Source organism: Peiella sedimenti (assembly GCF_030504955.1).
GTDB lineage: Bacteria > Pseudomonadota > Alphaproteobacteria > Caulobacterales > Caulobacteraceae > Brevundimonas > Brevundimonas sedimenti.
Genome location: NZ_JAUKTR010000001.1, coordinates 773,349 through 791,471 on the forward strand (window position 1 = coordinate 773,349; position 18,123 = coordinate 791,471).

An 18,123-nucleotide genomic window follows, 5' to 3' on the forward strand; every position below is an offset into this window, starting at 1 on the left:
CGCCCATGCGTGATGATGAACGGGGGGCCGCCCTGCTGACGGTGCTCCTGCTGGTGGCCGTGATTTCCGCGCTGGCCGTGGCCGTTCTGGACGATATGCGTTTCGGCATTCGCCGCGCCGCCAATGTGCGCGATCAGGGTCAAGCGAGGTGGCTGGCGCTGGGGGCGGAGGCCATGGCGCGCGGGCGGCTGGAGCGCCTGATCCAGGGGTCGCCGGACCTTACGCCGCTTGAGGCCTGGAGTGGCCGATCCCTTACGCTTCCTGGCGACGATGGGGCCCTGATCAAGGTGTCGGCGGCGGACGCGGGCGATTGCTTCAACCTCAACAGCGTCGTTCAGGGCAGGGGGGAATATCTGATCCGCAGAGACGAGGGCGTGGCCCAGTTCATCGCCCTTGCTGAAGCCGTGGACATCCCCCGAGCCCGGGCTGAGATGCTCGCGGCGGCCCTGGTGGACTGGATCGACCAGGACTCGTTCCCGTCGCCGCGCGGAGCCGAGGACGGCGCCTACGCCGCTGGCGCGCCGGCCTATCGAACGGGCAATACCCTGCTGGCCGACTCAAGCGAAGTGCGGGCCATACGCGGCTTCGATGCGCCCACATGGCGGGCGCTGCAGCCCTATGTCTGCGTCCTGCCCAGCAGCGACCTCTCCCCCATCAATCCGAACGCCTTGACGCGCGAGGACGCCCTGTTGCTGAGCGTGATCACCGACGGCCAGCTCAGCCCCGATCGCGCCGCCGCCCTCATCCGCGCACGGCCCGGCGGCGGCTGGACGTCTCTCGAGGCCTTTTGGGGCCAGCCCGCGTTGGCCCAGATCACGCCCCCGCCCGAGGCGCTGGAACAGGTGCGGCTGACCACGCACCACGCCCGCCTGCGCGTCCAGGTTCGGTACCAGGGCGCCGAAATCGTTCTGAACTCCCTGTTTGAAGCCGCCGGAGGCAGGGTCCGCCTGGTCGGCCGCCGCTGGAGCGCCGCATGAGCCACGTTCAAGTCCTTATCCTGCCCCTGGACCCGGGAGAGCCTCCGCTCAGCTGGGTTTTCGATGACGCGGCCGTGCCGGGCCGCGAGCAGCCCGTGGCTACGGTCGTCGGCGTACCCGGGGTTGATGTGACCGCAACCTGGTTGGACCTGCCGGCAGGCTCTTCGGCGCAGCGAAGGACGGCGGCGCGGCTCATGGTGGGGCAGGGCGGCGTGCTGGAGAAGGAGACCCTCGTCACCACGCTTGGCCCCCAGCGCGAGGACGGCCTCACCCTAGTGCTCATTTACTCGAGCGAGGCCCAGGTCCGCTGGCGCGAGCGCCTCGAAGTCCTGGGCGTGACCGCGGACCTGTTGACGCCCGACTACCTGCTTCTGCCTGAGCCGACTGATGATGCGGTCTCGCTTGCGGAGTTGCCCGACCGTCTGGTGATCCGGGGGCGCGACCTGGCCGCCGCGGTCGAGCCGGACACCGCCGAACTCCTCCTCGCTGGGCGTGAGCGGCATCGCCTGGACGAGCCGGGTCAACTGGCCATGGCCATCCGGCAGGCTTTGTCCCAACTGATTGATCTTTCGCCGCCCGCGCGCCCGGAGGCTCTGGGGTGGCGCGACCTGCGTCTCGCGGCTGCGCTGCTGATTGCGCTGATGCTCAGCCCGATGGTGCTGGCATTGGCCGGCGCCTGGCGCGACGAGGCCGCGGCGAGGCGGGCGGAGGACCAAGCTCGCGCCGCCGCCGAGCGTGTGTTGGGCGAGGAAGCCGTCGGGGATGATCCCGCGGGCGCGCTTCGCGCGGCGCGCCTGGATCTGGAGCGCAGCGGAGGCTTTTCGCGCCTGGCCGCCGGCCTCTTTTCGGCTATCGAGACGGTCGAAGGCGCCGCCCTGGAGGGCCTGATCTACGGGCAGGACGGGACCTTGCGCGCAACCATCGCCTACCGCGACTACGAGGATGTGCAGGCCCTCGTCGCGGCCGCACAGGGGCAGAACCTTGTGCTTGAGGAACTCAACGCGCTGGATGAACGCGGCGTGCGCATCGGCGACTTCACGGCGAGGCCGATGTGATGGGCGCGATGGTGAGGTGGTTCAGCGGGCGATCGCCGCGCGAACAGGCGCTGCTGGGACTGCTGGGGGCGCTGCTTGCCGGAACGGTGGGCTGGTACGGCGTCGCCAATCCGCTGCTGAACTGGCGTCAGGCCGCAGCCGAACGGCGCGCGCAAGCCGAACTGGCGGCTGTTCAGGCTATCCAGGACGCGATCCTTGTGGCCGGCGCCCGCACAGGAAGGGCCGCGATCGCCCCTGACGCCTTGCCCGCCCTGCTGACCGCTACGGCGGCTGAAGCGGGTGTGACGGTGACGCGAGAGCAGCCCGAGGGCGGCGGCGCCCATACCGTCTGGCTGGAGGGGGCGCGCCCGGCGGCCGTGTTCGGCTGGCTGGCCGAGGTTGAGCGTCGCGGCGGCGTGGTCCGCGACGCGACCGCTTTGAAGTCAGGCGGCGGCGCCCTGGACGTGCAGGCGACGCTGGAGCCCGGTCAATGAGCCGTCTTCGTTTGGCGGTCGTTTTCGCCGCCGCGCTGGCGGTGTGGCTGGCAGCCACCTTGCCGCTGTCCCATGTCGTGCGAGCCGCCCAACCGGAGCGTTTCGGCCTGAGCGTGGAGCGGATCAGCGGTTCAATCTGGTCGGGTCGGCTACACGAGGCGCGCCTGCTCGGCGCGCCGCTGGGCGACCTGAACGCATCAGCCAGCCCGTGGGCCCTGCTGACCGGCAAGGCTCGGCTCAAGCTCGAAGGCGAGCGGGGCGGTTCGGCCGTTCTGGAAACGAACGGAGACAGCGTGGCCGTCCATGACCTGGATGGGGCGATTCCTGCCGGCCTTTTGGGTCTGCCGCCCGGCCTCCGCGGCGCGCTGGACGTCAGAGACGGAGCCGCGGTCTTCCGCGGCGGCGCCTGTGTCTCAGCCGCCGGGCGGGTTCGGCTGGATGCTCTGACCCGGATCGCGGGCTTTTCAGGACCGATGCTTGAGGGGCCCATTTCATGTCAGGCTGGGCGCCTGTCTGTGGATATGCGCGGTCGGACCGAGCAGGCCGAGGTGCGGGTCAACGCCAGCCTGGACGCGGAAGGCGCTCGCCAGTCGGCGATCCAGGTGCGCACTGCCGATTCCCTCGTTCAGACGGCCCTGGCGGCCCACGGCTTCCAGATCACGCCGGGCGGCGCCGTCCTGACGGTGACCGTCAGGTGAGTCCGCTGCTCGAGGGCGGCTGGGTTCAGGCAGCGTGGCAAGGCGGGCTTGGCCTCGTGGTCGGCAGCTTCCTCGCCTTGGCTTCGGTGCGCCTTCCGGCGGGAGAGCCCATCGTTCTGGCCCGCTCGCGCTGCCGGTCCTGCGCCAAGGCGCTGGGGCCCCATGAGCTTGTTCCGGTTCTCAGCTGGATGATCCAGCGGGGTCGATGCCGGACTTGCGCCGCGCCGATCGGATGGCGGTATCCCGTGATGGAGCTGTCGTGCGCGGGACTCGCCGCCTGGGCGGCCCTGGCTACGCCGGGACTGCCGGGTGCGCTGGGCGCCCTTTTCGCCTGGCAGCTCCTGTTGATCGCGGCCATCGATGCGGAGCACTACTGGCTGCCGGATCGCCTGACCTTGCCGCTGGCGATCACGGGTCTTTTGGCGGCGGCGCTTTTCGAGGCTCATCAGGCCCTGGACCGTGTCGTCGGCGCGGCGGCGGGGTTTCTGGCGCTGGCGGGTCTCGCCTGGGGCTACCGGCGCCTGCGCGGCCGCGAGGGCTTGGGCGGGGGCGACCCCCGTCTGCTGGCCGGGATCGGCGCATGGGTGGGGTGGCAGGGATTGCCCCTGACTCTGCTGCTCGCCAGCCTCGCGGGCCTGTCCCTGGTTCTGGCGGCGCGGCTTTGGGGCCGCCCGATGGCGGGTGACGACCGTCTGCCTTTCGGCGCGTTCCTGGCCCTGGGTGCGTGGTTGAGCTGGCTCCACGCGACCGGCTGAGACGGTGACTGGCCCCGGATCGGGCTCAGTCTTTCAGCGTCCGCAGGTAGGCGATGATATCGGTGATGTCTTCGGGCTCCATCTCAAAGGCGGGCATGGGACCGTCGTGGGCGACGATGATCCCTTCGGCCAGCGCCTCTTCGAGGTTGTCCACCGGGTAGCGGTTAGGAATTTCGCGCAGGGGCGGAGCGTCGGCCAGGGGGCTGGGGCCCTCACGTCCAACGGCGTGACAGGCGCCGCAGCGCTCCCTCACGAGGGTCTCGCCATGCAGGGCCGAGACTGTCATGTCGACAGGAGGACCGGCGACGCCGGGGCGCGGCTGAACTTCCATCAGCGACAACAACATCATCAACAGAAGCATGATCCGTTCCTCCGCTCAGGCGGCCAGCTGGCGCAGGGCCATGGGGTCGCAGATGCGCAACTGGCGCAGGGTGTTCAGTCGGATGACCTTGTGCGCCTGCAGCTGGGAGATCATGCGCGAGACCGTCTCGATCGTCAGGCCCAGATAGTCCGCCAGGTCCTGACGGCTCATGGGCAGCTCGACCGTCTCGGCGTCCCCTCGCTCCGCGAACTGCGCCAGAGCCGCAGCCACCCGCTCGATGGCGCTCTTGCGCCCGATCTGGATGAGGTGCCGTTGCATGCGCTGCAGCCGGGCTGCGCCGGCGTGGAACAGTATCTGAGCAACGGCGGCGTTCGTCGTCGCCGCCGCCTCGACCTGGCTGCGTCGCAGGACCAGAATCTCGCAGCGCTCCAGCGCCTCGGCCGTGAAGGCGTGCGCTCCGTCGTCCTCCAGTCCGATGAGATCGCCGGCGAAGAAGAAGTCGCCGATCTGACGCCGTCCGTCTTCAGTCAGACGGATCGTGCGCACCGAGCCGCTCACCAGCCGATAGAGGCAGCTCGCCGCTTGGTCCTGAAGGAAAATCTCCGATCCGGCGGAGACGGTTTTCACCTCGCCCAGGGCGACCAGGGGATCATCATGTACGAGTGTCAGTTGCGGCGCGGCGGTCATGGGAAGCCCCTCTAGGAACGCTGCGACAGTGGCTCCACGGCCCGCTTTCCGACATTCGGTCCGTGCGCGTAAGGTGAGTTACGTATCGTCGCTGAGTCCTCCGCCCTTGAACCTGCTTTCCACATCGGGCCGTCGCTGGTTGGCCATTCTGGCCCTCATCGCGGCGCCTATCGCCGCCGCGCCGCTGGCGCGCCTGCTGATGCACGCGGGCGGAGGGCCCGGCGTGATCTTCATGGCGCTGCTGCCGATCGTGCTGGGGGCGGCGCTGGTGGGCGGCTCCAGAGCAGCCGTGGGCGCAACGCTGACGGCGGTCGCTTCCCTGCTGGTGATGAGCAGGATGGCTGGAGAGCCGCTGTCATGGGCTGCGGCGGCGGTCTTCACCGTCTTGGGAGTCACAGCGGGGTTCGCAGGGGACTATCTGCATCGACTGTCCCGGCGCGCGAGCGACGCCAACCGCGAACTGCGCCTGCGCGAGGCCCATCTGGAGTCGATCCTGGCCACTGTGCCCGACGCAATGGTGGTCATCGATGAGGATGGATTGATCCGCTCCTTCAGCCAGGCCGCCGAACGCCTGTTCGGCTACCCGGCAGCCGAAGTTTATGGCCGCAACGTCAGCCTGCTCATGCCGGAGCCCTATCGCCAGCAGCACGACGGCTATCTGGAAAGATACCGGCGGACGGGCGAGCGGCGCATCATCGGCATCGGGCGCGTGGTGACGGGCGAGCGTAGTGACGGCTCGACCTTCCCCATGGAGCTTGCGGTCGGCGAGGTGGAGAGTCCCGAGGGGCGCCTGTTCACGGGTTTCGTGCGGGACCTGTCCGAGCGCCAGCAGACCGAGGCGCGTCTGCACGAGATGCAGGACGAGCTGGTTCACGTTTCGCGGCTGACGGCCCTGGGCGAGATGGCGTCGGCTCTCGCGCACGAACTGAACCAGCCCCTGACGGCGATCGGTAACTACCTCAATGGTCTTCGACGGACGATGGAGAGGGACCGCGCGCTGACCTGCGAGAAGGCCGCGCCCATACTCCTCAAGGCGGCGGACCAGGCGCAACGCGCAGGCGAGATCATCCGCCGCCTGCGCAACTTCGTCGCCAAGGGGGAGGCCGACAAGCGTCTCGAAAGTCTGTCCAAGCTGGTCGAGGAGGCCGTCGCCCTGGCCTTCGTGGGCGGCAAGGAACTGGGCGTGCGATTGCAGGTACGCCTCGATCCCCGCCGCGACAGGGTGCTTGTCGATAAGGTTCAGATTCAGCAGGTGCTTCTGAATCTGATCCGCAACGCCATGGAGGCCATGGCCGAGAGCGATCGCCGAGAGCTGCAGATCTATTCGCAGGCGGCGGGGCGCGGCTGGGTGCGCCTTGTCGTGGCGGATACGGGGCCAGGCCTGGCCCCGGACGTGCTGGAGCAGCTGTTTCAACCCTTCCTCACGACGAAGGCCCACGGGCTCGGCGTCGGGCTGTCCATATGCCGAACGATCATTGAGGCCCATGGCGGACGGATCGAGGCGCGCAACGCGGCGGGCGGCGGCGCGCGCTTTGAGTTGACCTTGCCTCTGCTAGAGAAGGATGAGGAGGAGGACGAATGATCCGCAATCCGGTGATCCACATCGTCGACGATGACGAAGGTGTGCGCGACTCCCTGACCTTCCTCCTGGAGTCTGCGGGTCATGAGGTCGTCGCCTTCGCATCCCCCCTCGAAGCCTTGCAGGCGAAGGACGGACCCGCCTGTGTGATCACCGACGTGCGGATGCCCGAAATGAACGGGCTGGAACTGGTCGAGCAACTGCGTTCGAAGGATCCCGGTCTTTGCATCATCGTCATCACCGGGCACGCCGATATCGCCATGGCGGTCGAGGCCATGAAGAAGGGCGCGATGGATTTTCTCGAGAAACCCTTCGATGACACGGCCTTGCTGAGGGCGGTGGATCAGGCCCTCAGCGTCAAGACCGATGGCTCCCCAGCGGCCGACCCGGAGGCGGCCCGCCGCGTCGCCAGCTTGTCGATGCGCGAGCGCCAGGTGCTGGAGGGCCTCATGAACGGCCAGTCGAACAAGGAGATCGCGCGCGACTATGATCTCAGCCCGCGCACGGTGGAGATTTATCGCGCCAAGGTCATGGCGAAGATGAGCGCCGAGACTTACGCCGATCTTATCCGTATGGGCCTGAAGGCGGGCGTCTCGCCCGTTTGACCTGGGTCAAAGCGCTGGGCGACGGCGCTTGCGAAGCTGGGGCTGAGACAACTCGCCCTTGAGCGCACCATGGCCCGAATTCTCATCATCAATGGTCACCCTGACCCCTCGGCCGAACGGCTGGTCGCGGCGTTGGCGGGCGCCTACGCTTCAGGGGCTCGCGAGGCCGGACACGAGGTCCGCGAGATCACCCTGGGTGAGCTGGACTTTCCCGTGCTGCGGTCGGCAGAGGCGTTCAATGATCAACCGCCGCCGCCCGTCATCGCGGCGGTGCAACGCGACATCAAATGGGCGCAGCACATGGTGGTGGTCTTTCCCCTGTGGCTGGGCGGATTGCCGGCCATGACCAAGGGCTTCTTCGAGCAGGCGTTTCGGCCCCAGTTCACCATGCGCTGGCGCAAGAACCAGTTCCCCCAGGGCCTGCTTGGCGGACTCACCTGCCGGCTGGTCGTCACCATGGGGATGCCGGCCCTGGCGTTCCAAATGCTGTTCGGCGCCCATGGCGTGAAGTCCTTCCAGCGCAGCGTGCTGGGGCTGGCCGGGATCAAGACCACGGGCCGAACTCTGATCGGCGGCGCCGGCGAGGGGTTTGAAGCGGAACCCTGGCTGCGGCGGCTGCACGCCCTGGGACGCGCCGGACGCTGATCTACGTCAGACGACGCGAGCGTGGCGGCCCGGTGAGGTCTCCAGCTTTGGATCAAAGGCCGCGCATACGGCGCGGACAAACGGGCGGCCTCTGTCGGTGACCGTCACGAGATCGCCGCGCCGCGTCACCAGGCCGTCGCTTTCGAACTCGGACAGATTGGGCGCGGAGGCGTTGGCGGGATAGGGGCGGCCGTGTTTGGCGTAGACCGCGCCCAGGTCCACGGCGAACTCGCACATCAGCCGCTCGATGATATCGGCCAGGAGAGCGTCCTCGTCCGACAGCGCCACGCCTCGGGCGGTCGCCAGGCGTCGCGACTGAATGGCGGCGCGCCAATCCCGCTCCAGGGTCGCATTCTGCGCATAACCGTCCGGCGTGCGGCTTATCGACGAGGCTCCCAGCCCGACCAGAGTCTCCGCCAAGTCGGTCGTATAGCCCTGGAAGTTACGGCGAAGGCGGCCGCTGTGATGCGCGATGGCCATGCCGTCATGGGGCAGCGCGAAGTGGTCCAGCCCGATGGCTTCGTAGCCGGCTTCGATCAGGAAGGCCTCGGCGGCGCGGCTCTGAGCGAAGCGCGCCCTCGGGCCGGGCAGGTGTGCGTCCTTGATGAGTTTCTGGTGCGGCTTCATCCACGGCACGTGGGCGTAGCCGAACAGCGCGATGCGTTCGGGCCGCAGCGTGGCCACCTGCGTCAAGGTGGCCAGAACCTGGTCCACGCCTTGAAGCGGCAGGCCATACATCACATCAAGGTTGAGTGAGGTTACACCCGCCTGGCGCAATGCCTTTGCCGCGGCGGCGATGCTCTCGAAGGACTCCGGACGGTTCACGGCCGCCTGCACGTCGGGAGACAGGTCCTGGACGCCCAGACTGGCGCGGGTGAGGCCCAACTCGCCCGCCGCCGCAATCCACTCAGGCGTCAACACCTCCGGGTCCAACTCGGCGGCGAACTCGGTCAGACTGGTCATATCGAACCGCTGGCGAAGGCCCGCGATAAGCCCATCCAGCTCGTTGGGAGTCAGCATGTTGGGCGTCCCACCGCCCAGATGCAGGGTTTCGACCCTCAACGGGCCCCCTGCAGCGTCGACAACGAGATCGGCCTCCGCGAGCAACAGATCGAGGTAGCTTGAGATCACCTCACGCCGATTCACTGCCCGCGTGTTGCAGCCGCAGTACCAGCAAAGCCGCTTGCAGAAGGGCAGATGGACATAGAGGGAAACGGGCTGATCCCCCCGTGTCCTCGCCAGCCATGCGCTCCATTCGGCCGGCCCCACGGCGGCGCTGAACTGAGCCGCCGTGGGATAGCTGGTATAACGCGGGGCGTTGACGTCGTAGCGGCGGACCAGCGCCTCGTCGATCGCGGACAGGGCCATCGGCTCAGGCTGGATCGTCCGAGCCGTCGTCGCCCTCGTCGGCCAGTTGGAACTCATGCCAGAGGCCGTTGAGGACACCGAACCCGACCGCCAAGCCCAGGCCGAGGATCCAGGTAAAGTACCACATGGTCGATAGCTCCTTCGGGCTCAGTAGAGATCAGGGTTGGTGTTGAGCGCCTGGGTCGTCGAGCGACCCCACAGCACCTTGTAGACCCAGGCCGTGTAGGCCAGGACGATCGGTAGGAAGACCACCGTGACCACCAGCATGATGAACAGGGTCATGTGGCTGGAAGAAGCGTTCCAGACCGTTAGGCTGGACTGGGGGCTGATCGAGCTGGGCAGGATGAAGGGGAACATGGAGAGCCCCACCGTGGAGATGATGCCCAGAGCCGAGACCGACGACCCGGCCAGGGTCATGGGTTCGTTCCGCAGCTGCAGCCCGATCATGGCGATCATGGCGCCGAAAAAGCCAAAGGTCGGGGCCAGCATCATCCACGGATAGCGGCCGTAGTTGTCCAGCCAGGCGCCCGGCGCGGCTTCGACCGTGGTGCGCAGGGGGTTCGACGGCCCGGCCGTGTCGAGCACGCCCGTGATGCGGAAGCCCAGGTCTCCATAGGCGACGAACAGGCCGCCGATGGCGAAGAGCGCCAAGCCCAGGAAGCCGGCGACCAGGCCGATTGTCCGGGCTCGGTCCTGGATGGGGCCCCGCTCGGCCTTGACGCCGAGCCAGGCAGCGCCGTGCAGCACCAGCATGCAGACCGAGAGCAGACCGCACACCAGGGTGAAGGGCGTGAACAGGCCGAGCAGGCTGCCGTGGTAGGTCGAGCGAAGCGTGTCATCCAGCTGGAATGGGGCGCCCGAAAGGACGTTGCCCACCGCCACGCCGAACACCAGCGCCGGAACGAAGCCGCCCACGAAGAGCGCCCAGTCCCAGGCTGAACGCCAGCGCGCGTCGGGCCGCTTCGACCGATACTTGAAGGCCACCGGCCTCAGGATCAGCGCGGCCAACACCAGAAACATCGCCAGGTAGAAGCCGGAGAAGCTTACCGCGTAAACGAAAGGCCAAGCGGCGAAGATCGCGCCGCCGCCCAGGATGAACCACACCTGGTTCCCTTCCCAGGTGGCCCCCACGGTGTTGATGACCATGCGCCGCTCAGCGTCCGTCTTGGCGACGAAGGGAAGCAGGGCGCCGACGCCCAGGTCGAAGCCGTCGGTGAGGGCGAAGCCGATCAGCAGCACCCCCATGAGCGCCCACCAGATGAGGCGCAGGGTCGCGAAGTCGAGAGGCAGTTCCATCTCTTGGGTTCCTTAGGGCTTAGGCGACGGCCGGGGCGGCGCTAGGGGGATTTTCGGCGGAACCTTCAAGGAGGGGGTCCAGCGTCTCGTGCTGGGCGAAGGGACCCTTCTTGATGGCTCGCAGGATCAGACCGACCTCGACCACCGCCAGCACTCCGTAGAAGAGGGTGAAGCCGATGATGGTGATCCACAGCTGCGGCACGGTCAGGCTGGAGGCGCCCAGGAACGTGGGCAGCACGCCCTCCACGGCCCAGGGCTGGCGCCCGACTTCAGCCAGCAGCCAGCCGAACTCGATTGCGATCCAGGGCAGGGGAATGGCCACCACGGCCAGCCAGAGAAACCATTTGGTTTCGTGCCGGCGCAGCGTGCACAGCAGGAAGGCGGTGGCGAAAAGGGCGATCATCAGGAAGCCGATTCCGGCCATGATGCGGAAGGTCCAGAACATGAGGGGGACATTGGGCACCGTGTCCCAGGCCGCCTGCTGGATCTGACTCGGCGTGGCTTCACGCGGGTCCGCCACGTAGCGCTTCAGCAAGAGACCGTAGCCAAGGTCGTTTCGGACGGTTTCGAACTGGCCGCGGGCCACGCGATCGTCAGGGTTGGCCTTGAGCCGTTCCAGCGCGTCGTAGGCGACCACGCCGCGCTCGATCCGATCCTCGGCCACGGCCACCAGCTCAAGTATGCCGATGACGGGTTTGTCGATCGTCCGGGTGGCGATCAGGCCCAGCACGTAGGGAATCTTGACCTCGAAATGGGTGGTGCGGTCCGCAAGGCTCGGCAGACCAAAGGCGGTCAGGCCAGCCGGCGCCGGTTCGGTCTCCCACATGGCTTCAAGCGCGGCCAGCTTCATGCGCTGGTTGTCCGTGAGGGCGTAGCCGCTCTCGTCGCCGAGCACGACGACGGACAGGGATGACGCCAGGCCGAACGCGGCCGCGACCGTCATCGACCGCTTGGCGAACGCCTTGTGCTTGCCCCTCAGAAGGTACCAGGCCGACACGCCCAGAACCACGACCGCCGCGCAGACGTAGCCGGCGCTGACCGTGTGAACGAACTTGGCCTGGGCGACCGGGTTGAAGATCACCGCGCCGAAGTCCTGAACCTCCATGCGCATGGTGTCCGGGTTGAACACCGCCCCGACCGGGTTCTGCATCCAGCCGTTGGCGATCAGGATCCACAGCGCCGACAGGTTGGTGCCCAGGGCGGTCAGGAAGGTCACGAACAGGTGCGTGACCGGTTTCAGCTTGTCCCAGCCGAAGAACATCAGGCCCACGAAGGTGGCCTCAAGGAAGAAGGCCATGAGGCCCTCGATGGCCAGCGGCGCACCAAAAATGTCGCCGACATAATGGCTGTAGTAGCTCCAGTTCATACCGAACTGGAACTCCATCGTGATGCCGGTGGCGACGCCCAGCACGAAGTTGATGCCGAAGATCGTGCCCCAGAACTTGGTGATGGTCCGCCAGATGGGGCGACGGGTCATCACATAGATGCTCTCCATAATGACCAGCATGAAGGAGAGCCCCAGCGTCAGCGGGACGAACAGGAAGTGGTAGAGGGCTGTCAGTGCGAACTGCAGCCGGGAGAGGTCTACGACCGCGAGGTCGATCATGGGTGTCTCCAATGCCGGGACAAGGCGGATGCTGCAGCCGCTAAGGCGGCAGAGGCCGAGTCGCCTTGATCTCGATCAAAGTCTTCGCGCCGCGTCCTGACGTATGCGGGGGCATGGCCGCGACCCCCGTTGATTCTGCGTCCGAAATCGCGGTCGCCCGCGCATGGTTGAAGGCCGAGGCCGCGCCGCATCGCAGGCTGGCGTCGCGAGCGGGCATGTTGGTCGTGGCGGACGTGGTTCCCGCCGCAGTCACCGCGATCGGTCTCGCCCTGGCCGTCAGCGGCGTGGCCGCAGGGGATGCCACAAGAAGTGCGAGCGGCGCCGTCTTGGCGGGCTTCGGCTTGCTCGCCCGGGCCGTTCTGGGCCGCTGGGCCGTCGAAGCTGGCGCGCGCCTGGGCCTGGCGGCGCGCGCTGATGTCCGGGGGCGGTTGACCGAGGCTGTGCTTACGCGCGGAAGCGCCGGAGCGGACGGCGTGACCCTGGCTCTCGAAGGCGTTGACGCGCTACAGGGATGGTTCAGCCGCTACGTTCCTGCGCGCATGACGGCGGCAGTTTCGCCACTCCTGCTGATCGGCTTGGCCGCACTGGCGAGCCCTGTGGCCGCCGCGATCCTGCTGGGTACGATGATCCCCTTCATTCTCGGCATGGCGCTCGCCGGAACGGCCGCCGCGGCTCAGAGCCGTCGCCAGTTTGAAGCCATGACCCGCCTGTCAGGCGTATTCCTGGATCGTATCCGCGCCCTTCCTGACCTCGTGGCCTTCCAGGCCGAGGGCGCCACAGCCAAGGACTTGAGCCGGGCGTCCAATGATCTGTCGCGCCGAACCCAAGGCGTCCTGGCCGTCGCCTTCCTGTCGTCGGGAATACTGGAGTTCTTCTCGGCTCTCGCCGTGGCGCTGGTGGCCGTCTACTGCGGGTTCAACCTGCTGCGGTTGCTGCCTTTCCCCGTTCCGGAGCAGCTGGATCTGGCGCGCGCATTCTTTGTGCTGGCGCTCGCGCCAGAGGTTTATGCGCCGATCCGCAGATTGGCCGCCGCCTATCACGAACGTCAGACCGCCGAGGCCGCGGCGCCGGCCCTGGCCCGGGCGCTTGAGCGGTCTCAACCGGTCGAGCGAGCGCCAGCGCTGCAGCGCGCGCCTTCGATCGCTTTCGAGCGGGTGACGGTCCGGTTCGATGAGCGTCAGGTTCTCGAGGCCTTCAGCCTCGATATCCAACCCGGCGAAACCGTCGCCATCATGGGGGCCAGCGGCTCGGGGAAGACGACGCTTTTGCGCATGCTGCTTGGGCTCACGCGTCCGCAGGGCGGCCTCGTCTTAGTGAATGGTCGCGATCTGGCGGCGGTGGGCGAGTTGTCCGCCTCCATCGGCTGGGCCGGTCAGGCGCCCGTGGTCACGCCGGGGACGCTGGCGGATAATATCCGCCTTGGCCGGCTAGACGCGACGGATGCCGAGGTCGCGACCGCCGCCGCCTACGCCGGACTACATCTCGACCTGAATCGCGTGCTTGATGAGCGTGGCGGAGGCCTCTCAGGGGGCGAACGACGCCGGTTGGGCCTGGCGCGGGCCTTTCTCAAGAATGCGCCGATCCTCCTTCTGGATGAGCCTACCGCCAATCTGGACGGGGCTTCAGAGGCGGCTTTGCTGCCCTCGATCCGAAGCGCCTGCCAGGGCCGGACCACGCTCATCGCCACGCACTCCGAGACGCTGGCCGCCCTTGCCGACCGCGTGGTGCGGCTATGAAGGGACGGGATCAGCTGCGCGCCATGTTGCGAGAGACGGCGTCGTCGCAACGGCCCTGGTTGGCGCTGGCGGCCGGCTTTGCCTTGACGGTAGCGATGGCGGCTGCCGCCTTGCTTGGCCTGTCAGGCTGGTTCCTCACCGCCTCGGCCGCGGCCGGTCTCCTGGGGCTGGCTGCAGCGCACGCCTTCAACTTCATGCTGCCCAGCGCCCTCATCCGGCTGCTGGCGATCGTGCGGACCGCCGCCCGATACGGAGAGCGGATGAGCGGCCACAAGGCCGCGCTGGACGCCCTCGCGCAACTGCGGCCAGCCCTGTTTCTACGCATCGCTTCGGCTGCGCCCGAACGCCTGATGCGACTGGCGGGCGGGGAAGCGGCGGCCCGCCTCGTTCAGGACGTGGACGCATTGCAGACCGCCCTGGTCCGCCGCTCTGCGCCATGGAGCGCCTTTGGCGGGATGGCGGCGGGCGGGTTGATGACGCTTCTGTGCGGATGGCCTGCGGCCCTGGTCTGCGGGCTCGCCATGGTCCTAGCCCTGTCGCTGGCCCTGGTGACGGGCCGCAGACTGGCGGAGCCAGCCGGAGAGTCGCTTCAGGCTCGACAAGGCGAGCTCAAGGCCGAGCTGGCCATGCAGGAGCAGGCCGCGCCTGAACTTCGCGCCTACGGGCTTGAGGGCTGGGCCCGGACCAGGCTCGCGCCGCCCGCCGCCGCCCTTGATGAGGCCACACTCAGGTTGGCGCGCGCCGAGGGGTGGATTCTCGCAGGCCAGGGCGTCGTGATGGCTGCCGCGGCTACAGCCGTCGTGCTGGTGTCATTGGATCGACCCGCGCCCTTGGTCGCCTTAGCGGCGCTCGCTGTGCTGGCTGCAGTCGAGGGAGCCGCCGCCTTCGCCGCCGCAGCCCGCGACCGGGGCCGGTCCAATGCGGCCGAGGTTCGTCTGGGGACGTTGTTGGATGGCGCCCTGTCTGATCCGGCGCCCGCACCGCGACTAAAGCCCGTTCTGACGATTAGCGGGACGCGGCTCGAGCCCGGCGACCGGTTGGCGATCACCGGGCCCTCGGGCTGCGGGAAGACGACCCTCGTCGAACGGCTAATGCGTCTGCGCGAGGGGGCCCAGGGCGACCTGCTGCTCGGAGGGTTCGATGTGGCTGAATTGCCCGTGGAGCAGGTGCGCCGGCAGTTCAGCTACGCGCCCCAGCATCCCCGCTTCATAACTGGGACAGTGCGGCAGAATCTTATGCTCAGCGGCCCGCCGGCGTCTGACGCTGATCTGTGGCGCGCGCTTGAGGACAGTTGCCTCGCCGAGCGTTTCCGTCAGACGGGCAGGGGGCTCGACACCCTGCTGGAGGATGACGCCAGCATTCTATCCGGCGGCGAGCGCCGCCGGCTGGCCATCGCCCGGGCCCTCCTCCGGCCGGCGCCCTGGCTGGTGCTGGACGAGCCTACGGAAGGTCTGGACGAGCGGTTGGAGGCGGCGCTGCTGGATCGCCTCGATCGGCGGTTGGGCGTCTCGGGTCAGGGCCTGATCGTCGTCAGCCACCGAACGGTGGCGGCAGGCCTGGCTGACGTTTCGACCTGCCTGACCCGGCCGGCGGAAGAGCCGGTGCAGGCCTGAGAGCCGACTTCAACAGGCCGCGCCGCTCCGGCGAGCGGACAGACGACCACGTTCTTCGGAAGATGAGACTACCCGCCGGAGCCGTGCATGACGAAGAAGTAACTACCTGAAATGCCGAGCGCGGCTTAGCTCTCGCGGGGACAATCGGAACCTCGCCATGCGCTCGTTTAAAATCCTGCTCCTCGCCACCGCTGCATTCTGCGCGCCCTGCGCCGCACTGGCCCAGGCCACGCAGCCGTCGCCGCCGTCTCCTCCGCCGGCCAGAAGCGAGGTACAGGATCAGGAGGAGGCCCCACCGCCGGAGCAGGAAGACAGCACGGCGGTCGGCGAGGTGGTCGTTACGGCTCGCGCGAACGACATCCGAACGTCCATCGACTCGATCAGCTACAGCGTCACTGAAGACCTGCAGGCCGCCAGCGGCACCCTCGCCGACGCCTTGCGCAACATTCCTTCGGTGGACGTGGACCCGCAGGGCAATGTCAGCCTTCGAGGCGATTCGGGCGTGGTCATCCTGGTGGACGGGCGGCCTTCAGGCATGCTGACCGGAGAGAGCCGCGCCCAGGCATTGCTCCAGCTTCCGGCCGATCAGTACGCGCGCATTGAAGTGATGACCAATCCGTCGGCGGCTTACCGGCCTGATGGGGCAGGGGGCGTGATCAATCTGATCACCCGGCCGACCGCCCCGCGCCGAGGCGCCACCTACAGCGGCTCGGTCCGCGCCAATGTGGGCAATGATGGACGCTATAACTACGGGGCCAATCTCGCCTACACGCGCGACCGGCTCACCCTTTCAGGGGACGTGGGCGTCCGCCATGACGCTGTGAGGCAGGAGAGCAGTCGGTTCCGGGAGCGATACGATCCGGTCTCAGATCTGTGGCTGCCCAGCACCCAGACCCAGACGGTCGACGGTGAGTCCGATGGTTTGCTCATCCGCCTCTCAGCCGAGTACCGGGTCGACGACGCGACCCAGGTCACGGGTGAGGTTCGGCACAATCACTTCGAGAGCAACGCCTTCGGCCTTGATCTTCTGGAGTCTGAGGATGCGCTGGGCGGCGTGGCCTCGTCCTTCCGGCGCAGCGGCGACGGCGGTTTCTCCGGTGACTTCTCGGGCGCCACGGCGCGTTTGTTGCGGCAGTTCGGCGAGGGTCACGAGTGGACGAACGAGCTGCGCTACGACCACGGCCATGGCAAGTTCTATCAGGACGGCTTCGTCGAGACGCTGGTCCCGGCCGCGCCGCCTTCGTGGGAGCTGCTCGATAACGAAAACATCCACTCCACCCTTGCGTTCACCAGCGCCTACAATCGGCCCCTGCCCGGCGACGCGAAGCTGCGCGCCGGCTACGAGTTCGAGCGCTTCGACATGGACTTCAGCACCATCCTGGCGCGCGGTCCGACAGAAGCCTCCGCGACGCCGGATCCCCTGATCTCCAACCAGTTCATCGTCGAGCAGACGGTTCACGCCCTTTACGCCACCTATGAGCGTCCTTTCGGCGACAAGCTGACGGCCCAGTTCGGCCTGCGCCTGGAGCAGGTGCTGCAGGACATGGATCAGGTCACGTCGGGCACGACGGACGAGAACGACTACTTCAGCGCCTACCCAACTCTGCACGTGTCCTATGATCTGGGAGACAACCAGACCCTTCGAGGCAGCTACAGCCGGCGAGTGCAGCGGCCGCAGCCCTTCGATCTGAACCCGTTCCTCATCTACACGGACGCGGTCAGCTATCGCTCGGGCAATCCGGATCTGGAGCCGCAGGTGACGGATTCGTGGGAGCTGATGTGGCAGCGCCGGGTCGATCAGACCTTCTATCAGGCGACCCTTTATTATCGGGACACCACCGACGCCTTCACCTACGTCGTGACGGACATGGGCGGCATTCTGGTGACGCGGCCCGAGAACCTCGGCGCGCGCAGCTATCTGGGCCTTGAGCTGGTGGCCAACGGGCGGCTGCACCCGACCCTGCGGTACAACGCCAGCCTCAGCATCTTCCAGCAGGAGATCGAGGCGGCGGGCGTCCCTGGCGGACAGGATCGCTCAGGCACGGGCGCCAGCGGACGCCTCAGCCTGAACTGGCAGCCGACGCCGGATGACTTCCTGCAGGTGTCCGGCCTGTGGATCGGTGAGACGATCGGCGCGCAGGGCACGCGCGAGGGCGGCCAGCTGATCAACCTCGGCTACCGCCGCAAGCTGACCGATCGTTGGGCCGTCCAGGTCACGGTCCGTGACCTGTTTGACGAGTTTGGCGAGGTCGTCACCTACGAGACGCCCACCCTACGCGACACGACCGAGCGGCTGTTTGGCGGGCGCATGAGCTTCATCGGTCTGACCTATACCTTCGGGAACGGCCAGCGCCGCGAGCAGCCGCCCGCCTTCGACTTCTCGGCTCCGCCGACCGGCGGCTAGATCAGTGTCTTAGCCGCACTGGCTAAGACACTGGTTATAGTCGTGCAGCGCCACGTACGAGCAGGGTCCGTAGAAGCGGCCCATCATGCCGCTTTGCTGATCCACCTGCGAGCAGTAGGCCAGGTCGGCCTGGTACTGGGCTTCGCAAGTCGACTGGCACGATCCGCCAGTTTGAACGACGCGGGCTTCAGCGGGGGCGCTCATCGGGCCGGCGGCGATCAGGGCGCCGCCCATGACGAGGGCGGCGACGGCGAGACGGATATTCATGTGGCTCTCCCTTCCTCCGTAAACCCGAATGCGGCCC

At 67.6% G+C, this 18,123-nt stretch carries 18 protein-coding genes; 11 read left to right on the top strand and 7 right to left on the bottom strand.

The window, feature by feature from the left end; genetic code table 11:
• The first annotated feature begins 5 nt into the window (after positions 1 to 5).
• Genes gspK through Q0812_RS04010 form a run of 5 tightly spaced genes read left to right on the top strand, consistent with a single transcriptional unit; the run spans position 6 to position 3,958 of the window.
• Positions 6 to 977, top strand: coding sequence for a type II secretion system minor pseudopilin GspK (gene gspK / locus Q0812_RS03990; protein ID WP_302108995.1), 972 nt, complete (start codon positions 6 to 8; stop codon positions 975 to 977).
• The gene (gene gspL / locus Q0812_RS03995; RefSeq protein WP_302108996.1) at positions 974 to 2,032 is read left to right on the top strand and encodes a type II secretion system protein GspL; all 1,059 of its coding nucleotides are present in this window, start codon (positions 974 to 976) and stop codon (positions 2,030 to 2,032) included. Before gspK ends, gspL begins: the two co-directional genes overlap by 4 nt.
• The gene (gspM, locus tag Q0812_RS04000) at positions 2,032 to 2,505 is read left to right on the top strand and encodes a type II secretion system protein GspM (RefSeq protein WP_302108997.1); all 474 of its coding nucleotides are present in this window, start codon (positions 2,032 to 2,034) and stop codon (positions 2,503 to 2,505) included. The genes gspL and gspM overlap by 1 nt, the downstream gene beginning before the upstream one ends.
• Entirely contained in the window at positions 2,502 to 3,203 is a 702-nt protein-coding gene (gspN, locus tag Q0812_RS04005) for a type II secretion system protein N (protein WP_302108998.1), read from the top strand. Before gspM ends, gspN begins: the two co-directional genes overlap by 4 nt.
• Positions 3,200 to 3,958, top strand: a complete 759-nt coding sequence (locus tag Q0812_RS04010; protein ID WP_341923491.1) for a prepilin peptidase — start codon at positions 3,200 to 3,202, stop codon at positions 3,956 to 3,958. Before gspN ends, Q0812_RS04010 begins: the two co-directional genes overlap by 4 nt.
• 25 nt (positions 3,959 to 3,983) lie before the next feature.
• On the opposite strand, the gene Q0812_RS04015 is transcribed toward Q0812_RS04010, so the two are convergent.
• Positions 3,984 to 4,319 (bottom strand): c-type cytochrome, encoded by a 336-nt coding sequence (locus tag Q0812_RS04015; protein ID WP_302108999.1) that lies wholly within the window; start codon positions 4,317 to 4,319, stop codon positions 3,984 to 3,986.
• A gap of 15 nt (positions 4,320 to 4,334) precedes the next feature.
• Positions 4,335 to 4,967 (bottom strand): helix-turn-helix domain-containing protein, encoded by a 633-nt coding sequence (locus Q0812_RS04020; protein ID WP_302109000.1) that lies wholly within the window; start codon positions 4,965 to 4,967, stop codon positions 4,335 to 4,337.
• Between the two features lie 106 nt (positions 4,968 to 5,073).
• On the opposite strand from Q0812_RS04020, the gene Q0812_RS04025 reads away from it, so the two are divergent.
• From Q0812_RS04025 to Q0812_RS04035, 3 genes are all read left to right on the top strand, one after another.
• Positions 5,074 to 6,549 (top strand): sensor histidine kinase, encoded by a 1,476-nt coding sequence (locus Q0812_RS04025; RefSeq protein WP_302109001.1) that lies wholly within the window; start codon positions 5,074 to 5,076, stop codon positions 6,547 to 6,549.
• Positions 6,546 to 7,151: a response regulator FixJ gene (fixJ, locus tag Q0812_RS04030; RefSeq protein WP_302109002.1), complete on the top strand. Its 606-nt coding sequence runs from the start codon at positions 6,546 to 6,548 to the stop codon at positions 7,149 to 7,151. The genes Q0812_RS04025 and fixJ overlap by 4 nt, the downstream gene beginning before the upstream one ends.
• A gap of 69 nt (positions 7,152 to 7,220) precedes the next feature.
• Positions 7,221 to 7,796: an NAD(P)H-dependent oxidoreductase gene (locus Q0812_RS04035; protein ID WP_302109003.1), complete on the top strand. Its 576-nt coding sequence runs from the start codon at positions 7,221 to 7,223 to the stop codon at positions 7,794 to 7,796.
• Between the two features lie 6 nt (positions 7,797 to 7,802).
• Here Q0812_RS04035 and hemN read toward each other — a convergent pair whose 3' ends face one another.
• From hemN to Q0812_RS04055, 4 genes are read right to left on the bottom strand one after another with little or no spacing between them, the layout of a single operon-like run.
• Positions 7,803 to 9,164 carry an oxygen-independent coproporphyrinogen III oxidase gene (hemN, locus tag Q0812_RS04040; RefSeq protein ID WP_302109004.1) on the bottom strand — a complete coding sequence of 454 codons (1,362 nt, stop codon included), beginning with the start codon at positions 9,162 to 9,164 and terminating at the stop codon, positions 7,803 to 7,805.
• Positions 9,165 to 9,168: 4 nt separating this feature from the next.
• The gene (cydX, locus tag Q0812_RS04045) at positions 9,169 to 9,291 is read right to left on the bottom strand and encodes a cytochrome bd-I oxidase subunit CydX (protein ID WP_302109005.1); all 123 of its coding nucleotides are present in this window, start codon (positions 9,289 to 9,291) and stop codon (positions 9,169 to 9,171) included.
• A gap of 20 nt (positions 9,292 to 9,311) precedes the next feature.
• Complete coding sequence (gene cydB / locus Q0812_RS04050; RefSeq protein ID WP_302109006.1) at positions 9,312 to 10,460, bottom strand: cytochrome d ubiquinol oxidase subunit II; 1,149 nt, start codon at positions 10,458 to 10,460, stop codon at positions 9,312 to 9,314.
• Between the two features lie 19 nt (positions 10,461 to 10,479).
• Complete coding sequence (locus tag Q0812_RS04055; RefSeq protein ID WP_302109203.1) at positions 10,480 to 12,063, bottom strand: cytochrome ubiquinol oxidase subunit I; 1,584 nt, start codon at positions 12,061 to 12,063, stop codon at positions 10,480 to 10,482.
• A 116-nt stretch (positions 12,064 to 12,179) separates the two neighbouring features.
• Between Q0812_RS04055 and cydD the strand changes: the two genes are divergently transcribed.
• From cydD to Q0812_RS04070, 3 genes are all read left to right on the top strand, one after another.
• The gene (gene cydD, locus Q0812_RS04060) at positions 12,180 to 13,802 is read left to right on the top strand and encodes a thiol reductant ABC exporter subunit CydD (RefSeq protein WP_302109007.1); all 1,623 of its coding nucleotides are present in this window, start codon (positions 12,180 to 12,182) and stop codon (positions 13,800 to 13,802) included.
• Between the two features lie 95 nt (positions 13,803 to 13,897).
• Positions 13,898 to 15,415, top strand: coding sequence for an amino acid ABC transporter ATP-binding/permease protein (locus Q0812_RS04065; RefSeq protein ID WP_302109008.1), 1,518 nt, complete (start codon positions 13,898 to 13,900; stop codon positions 15,413 to 15,415).
• Between the two features lie 157 nt (positions 15,416 to 15,572).
• On the top strand, positions 15,573 to 17,819 hold the full coding sequence (locus Q0812_RS04070) for a TonB-dependent receptor domain-containing protein (RefSeq protein ID WP_302109009.1): 2,247 nt from the start codon (positions 15,573 to 15,575) through the stop codon (positions 17,817 to 17,819).
• Positions 17,820 to 17,828: 9 nt separating this feature from the next.
• Here the strand turns inward: Q0812_RS04070 and Q0812_RS04075 are convergent, their stop codons facing one another.
• Positions 17,829 to 18,086 (bottom strand): hypothetical protein, encoded by a 258-nt coding sequence (locus Q0812_RS04075; protein ID WP_302109010.1) that lies wholly within the window; start codon positions 18,084 to 18,086, stop codon positions 17,829 to 17,831.
• Positions 18,087 to 18,123: the final 37 nt, after the last annotated feature.

Coding starts and splice junctions, on each gene's coding strand:
- gspK (WP_302108995.1), top strand. CDS start 6: ATGCGTGATGATGAACGGGGGGCCGCCCTGCTGACGGTGCTCCTGCTG.
- gspL (WP_302108996.1), top strand. CDS start 974: ATGAGCCACGTTCAAGTCCTTATCCTGCCCCTGGACCCGGGAGAGCCT.
- gspM (WP_302108997.1), top strand. CDS start 2,032: ATGGGCGCGATGGTGAGGTGGTTCAGCGGGCGATCGCCGCGCGAACAG.
- gspN (WP_302108998.1), top strand. CDS start 2,502: ATGAGCCGTCTTCGTTTGGCGGTCGTTTTCGCCGCCGCGCTGGCGGTG.
- Q0812_RS04015 (WP_302108999.1), bottom strand. CDS start 4,319: ATGCTTCTGTTGATGATGTTGTTGTCGCTGATGGAAGTTCAGCCGCGC.
- Q0812_RS04020 (WP_302109000.1), bottom strand. CDS start 4,967: ATGACCGCCGCGCCGCAACTGACACTCGTACATGATGATCCCCTGGTC.
- fixJ (WP_302109002.1), top strand. CDS start 6,546: ATGATCCGCAATCCGGTGATCCACATCGTCGACGATGACGAAGGTGTG.
- Q0812_RS04035 (WP_302109003.1), top strand. CDS start 7,221: ATGGCCCGAATTCTCATCATCAATGGTCACCCTGACCCCTCGGCCGAA.
- hemN (WP_302109004.1), bottom strand. CDS start 9,164: ATGGCCCTGTCCGCGATCGACGAGGCGCTGGTCCGCCGCTACGACGTC.
- cydX (WP_302109005.1), bottom strand. CDS start 9,291: ATGTGGTACTTTACCTGGATCCTCGGCCTGGGCTTGGCGGTCGGGTTC.
- cydB (WP_302109006.1), bottom strand. CDS start 10,460: ATGGAACTGCCTCTCGACTTCGCGACCCTGCGCCTCATCTGGTGGGCG.
- cydD (WP_302109007.1), top strand. CDS start 12,180: ATGGCCGCGACCCCCGTTGATTCTGCGTCCGAAATCGCGGTCGCCCGC.
- Q0812_RS04065 (WP_302109008.1), top strand. CDS start 13,898: ATGGCGGCTGCCGCCTTGCTTGGCCTGTCAGGCTGGTTCCTCACCGCC.
- Q0812_RS04070 (WP_302109009.1), top strand. CDS start 15,573: ATGCGCTCGTTTAAAATCCTGCTCCTCGCCACCGCTGCATTCTGCGCG.
- Q0812_RS04075 (WP_302109010.1), bottom strand. CDS start 18,086: ATGAATATCCGTCTCGCCGTCGCCGCCCTCGTCATGGGCGGCGCCCTG.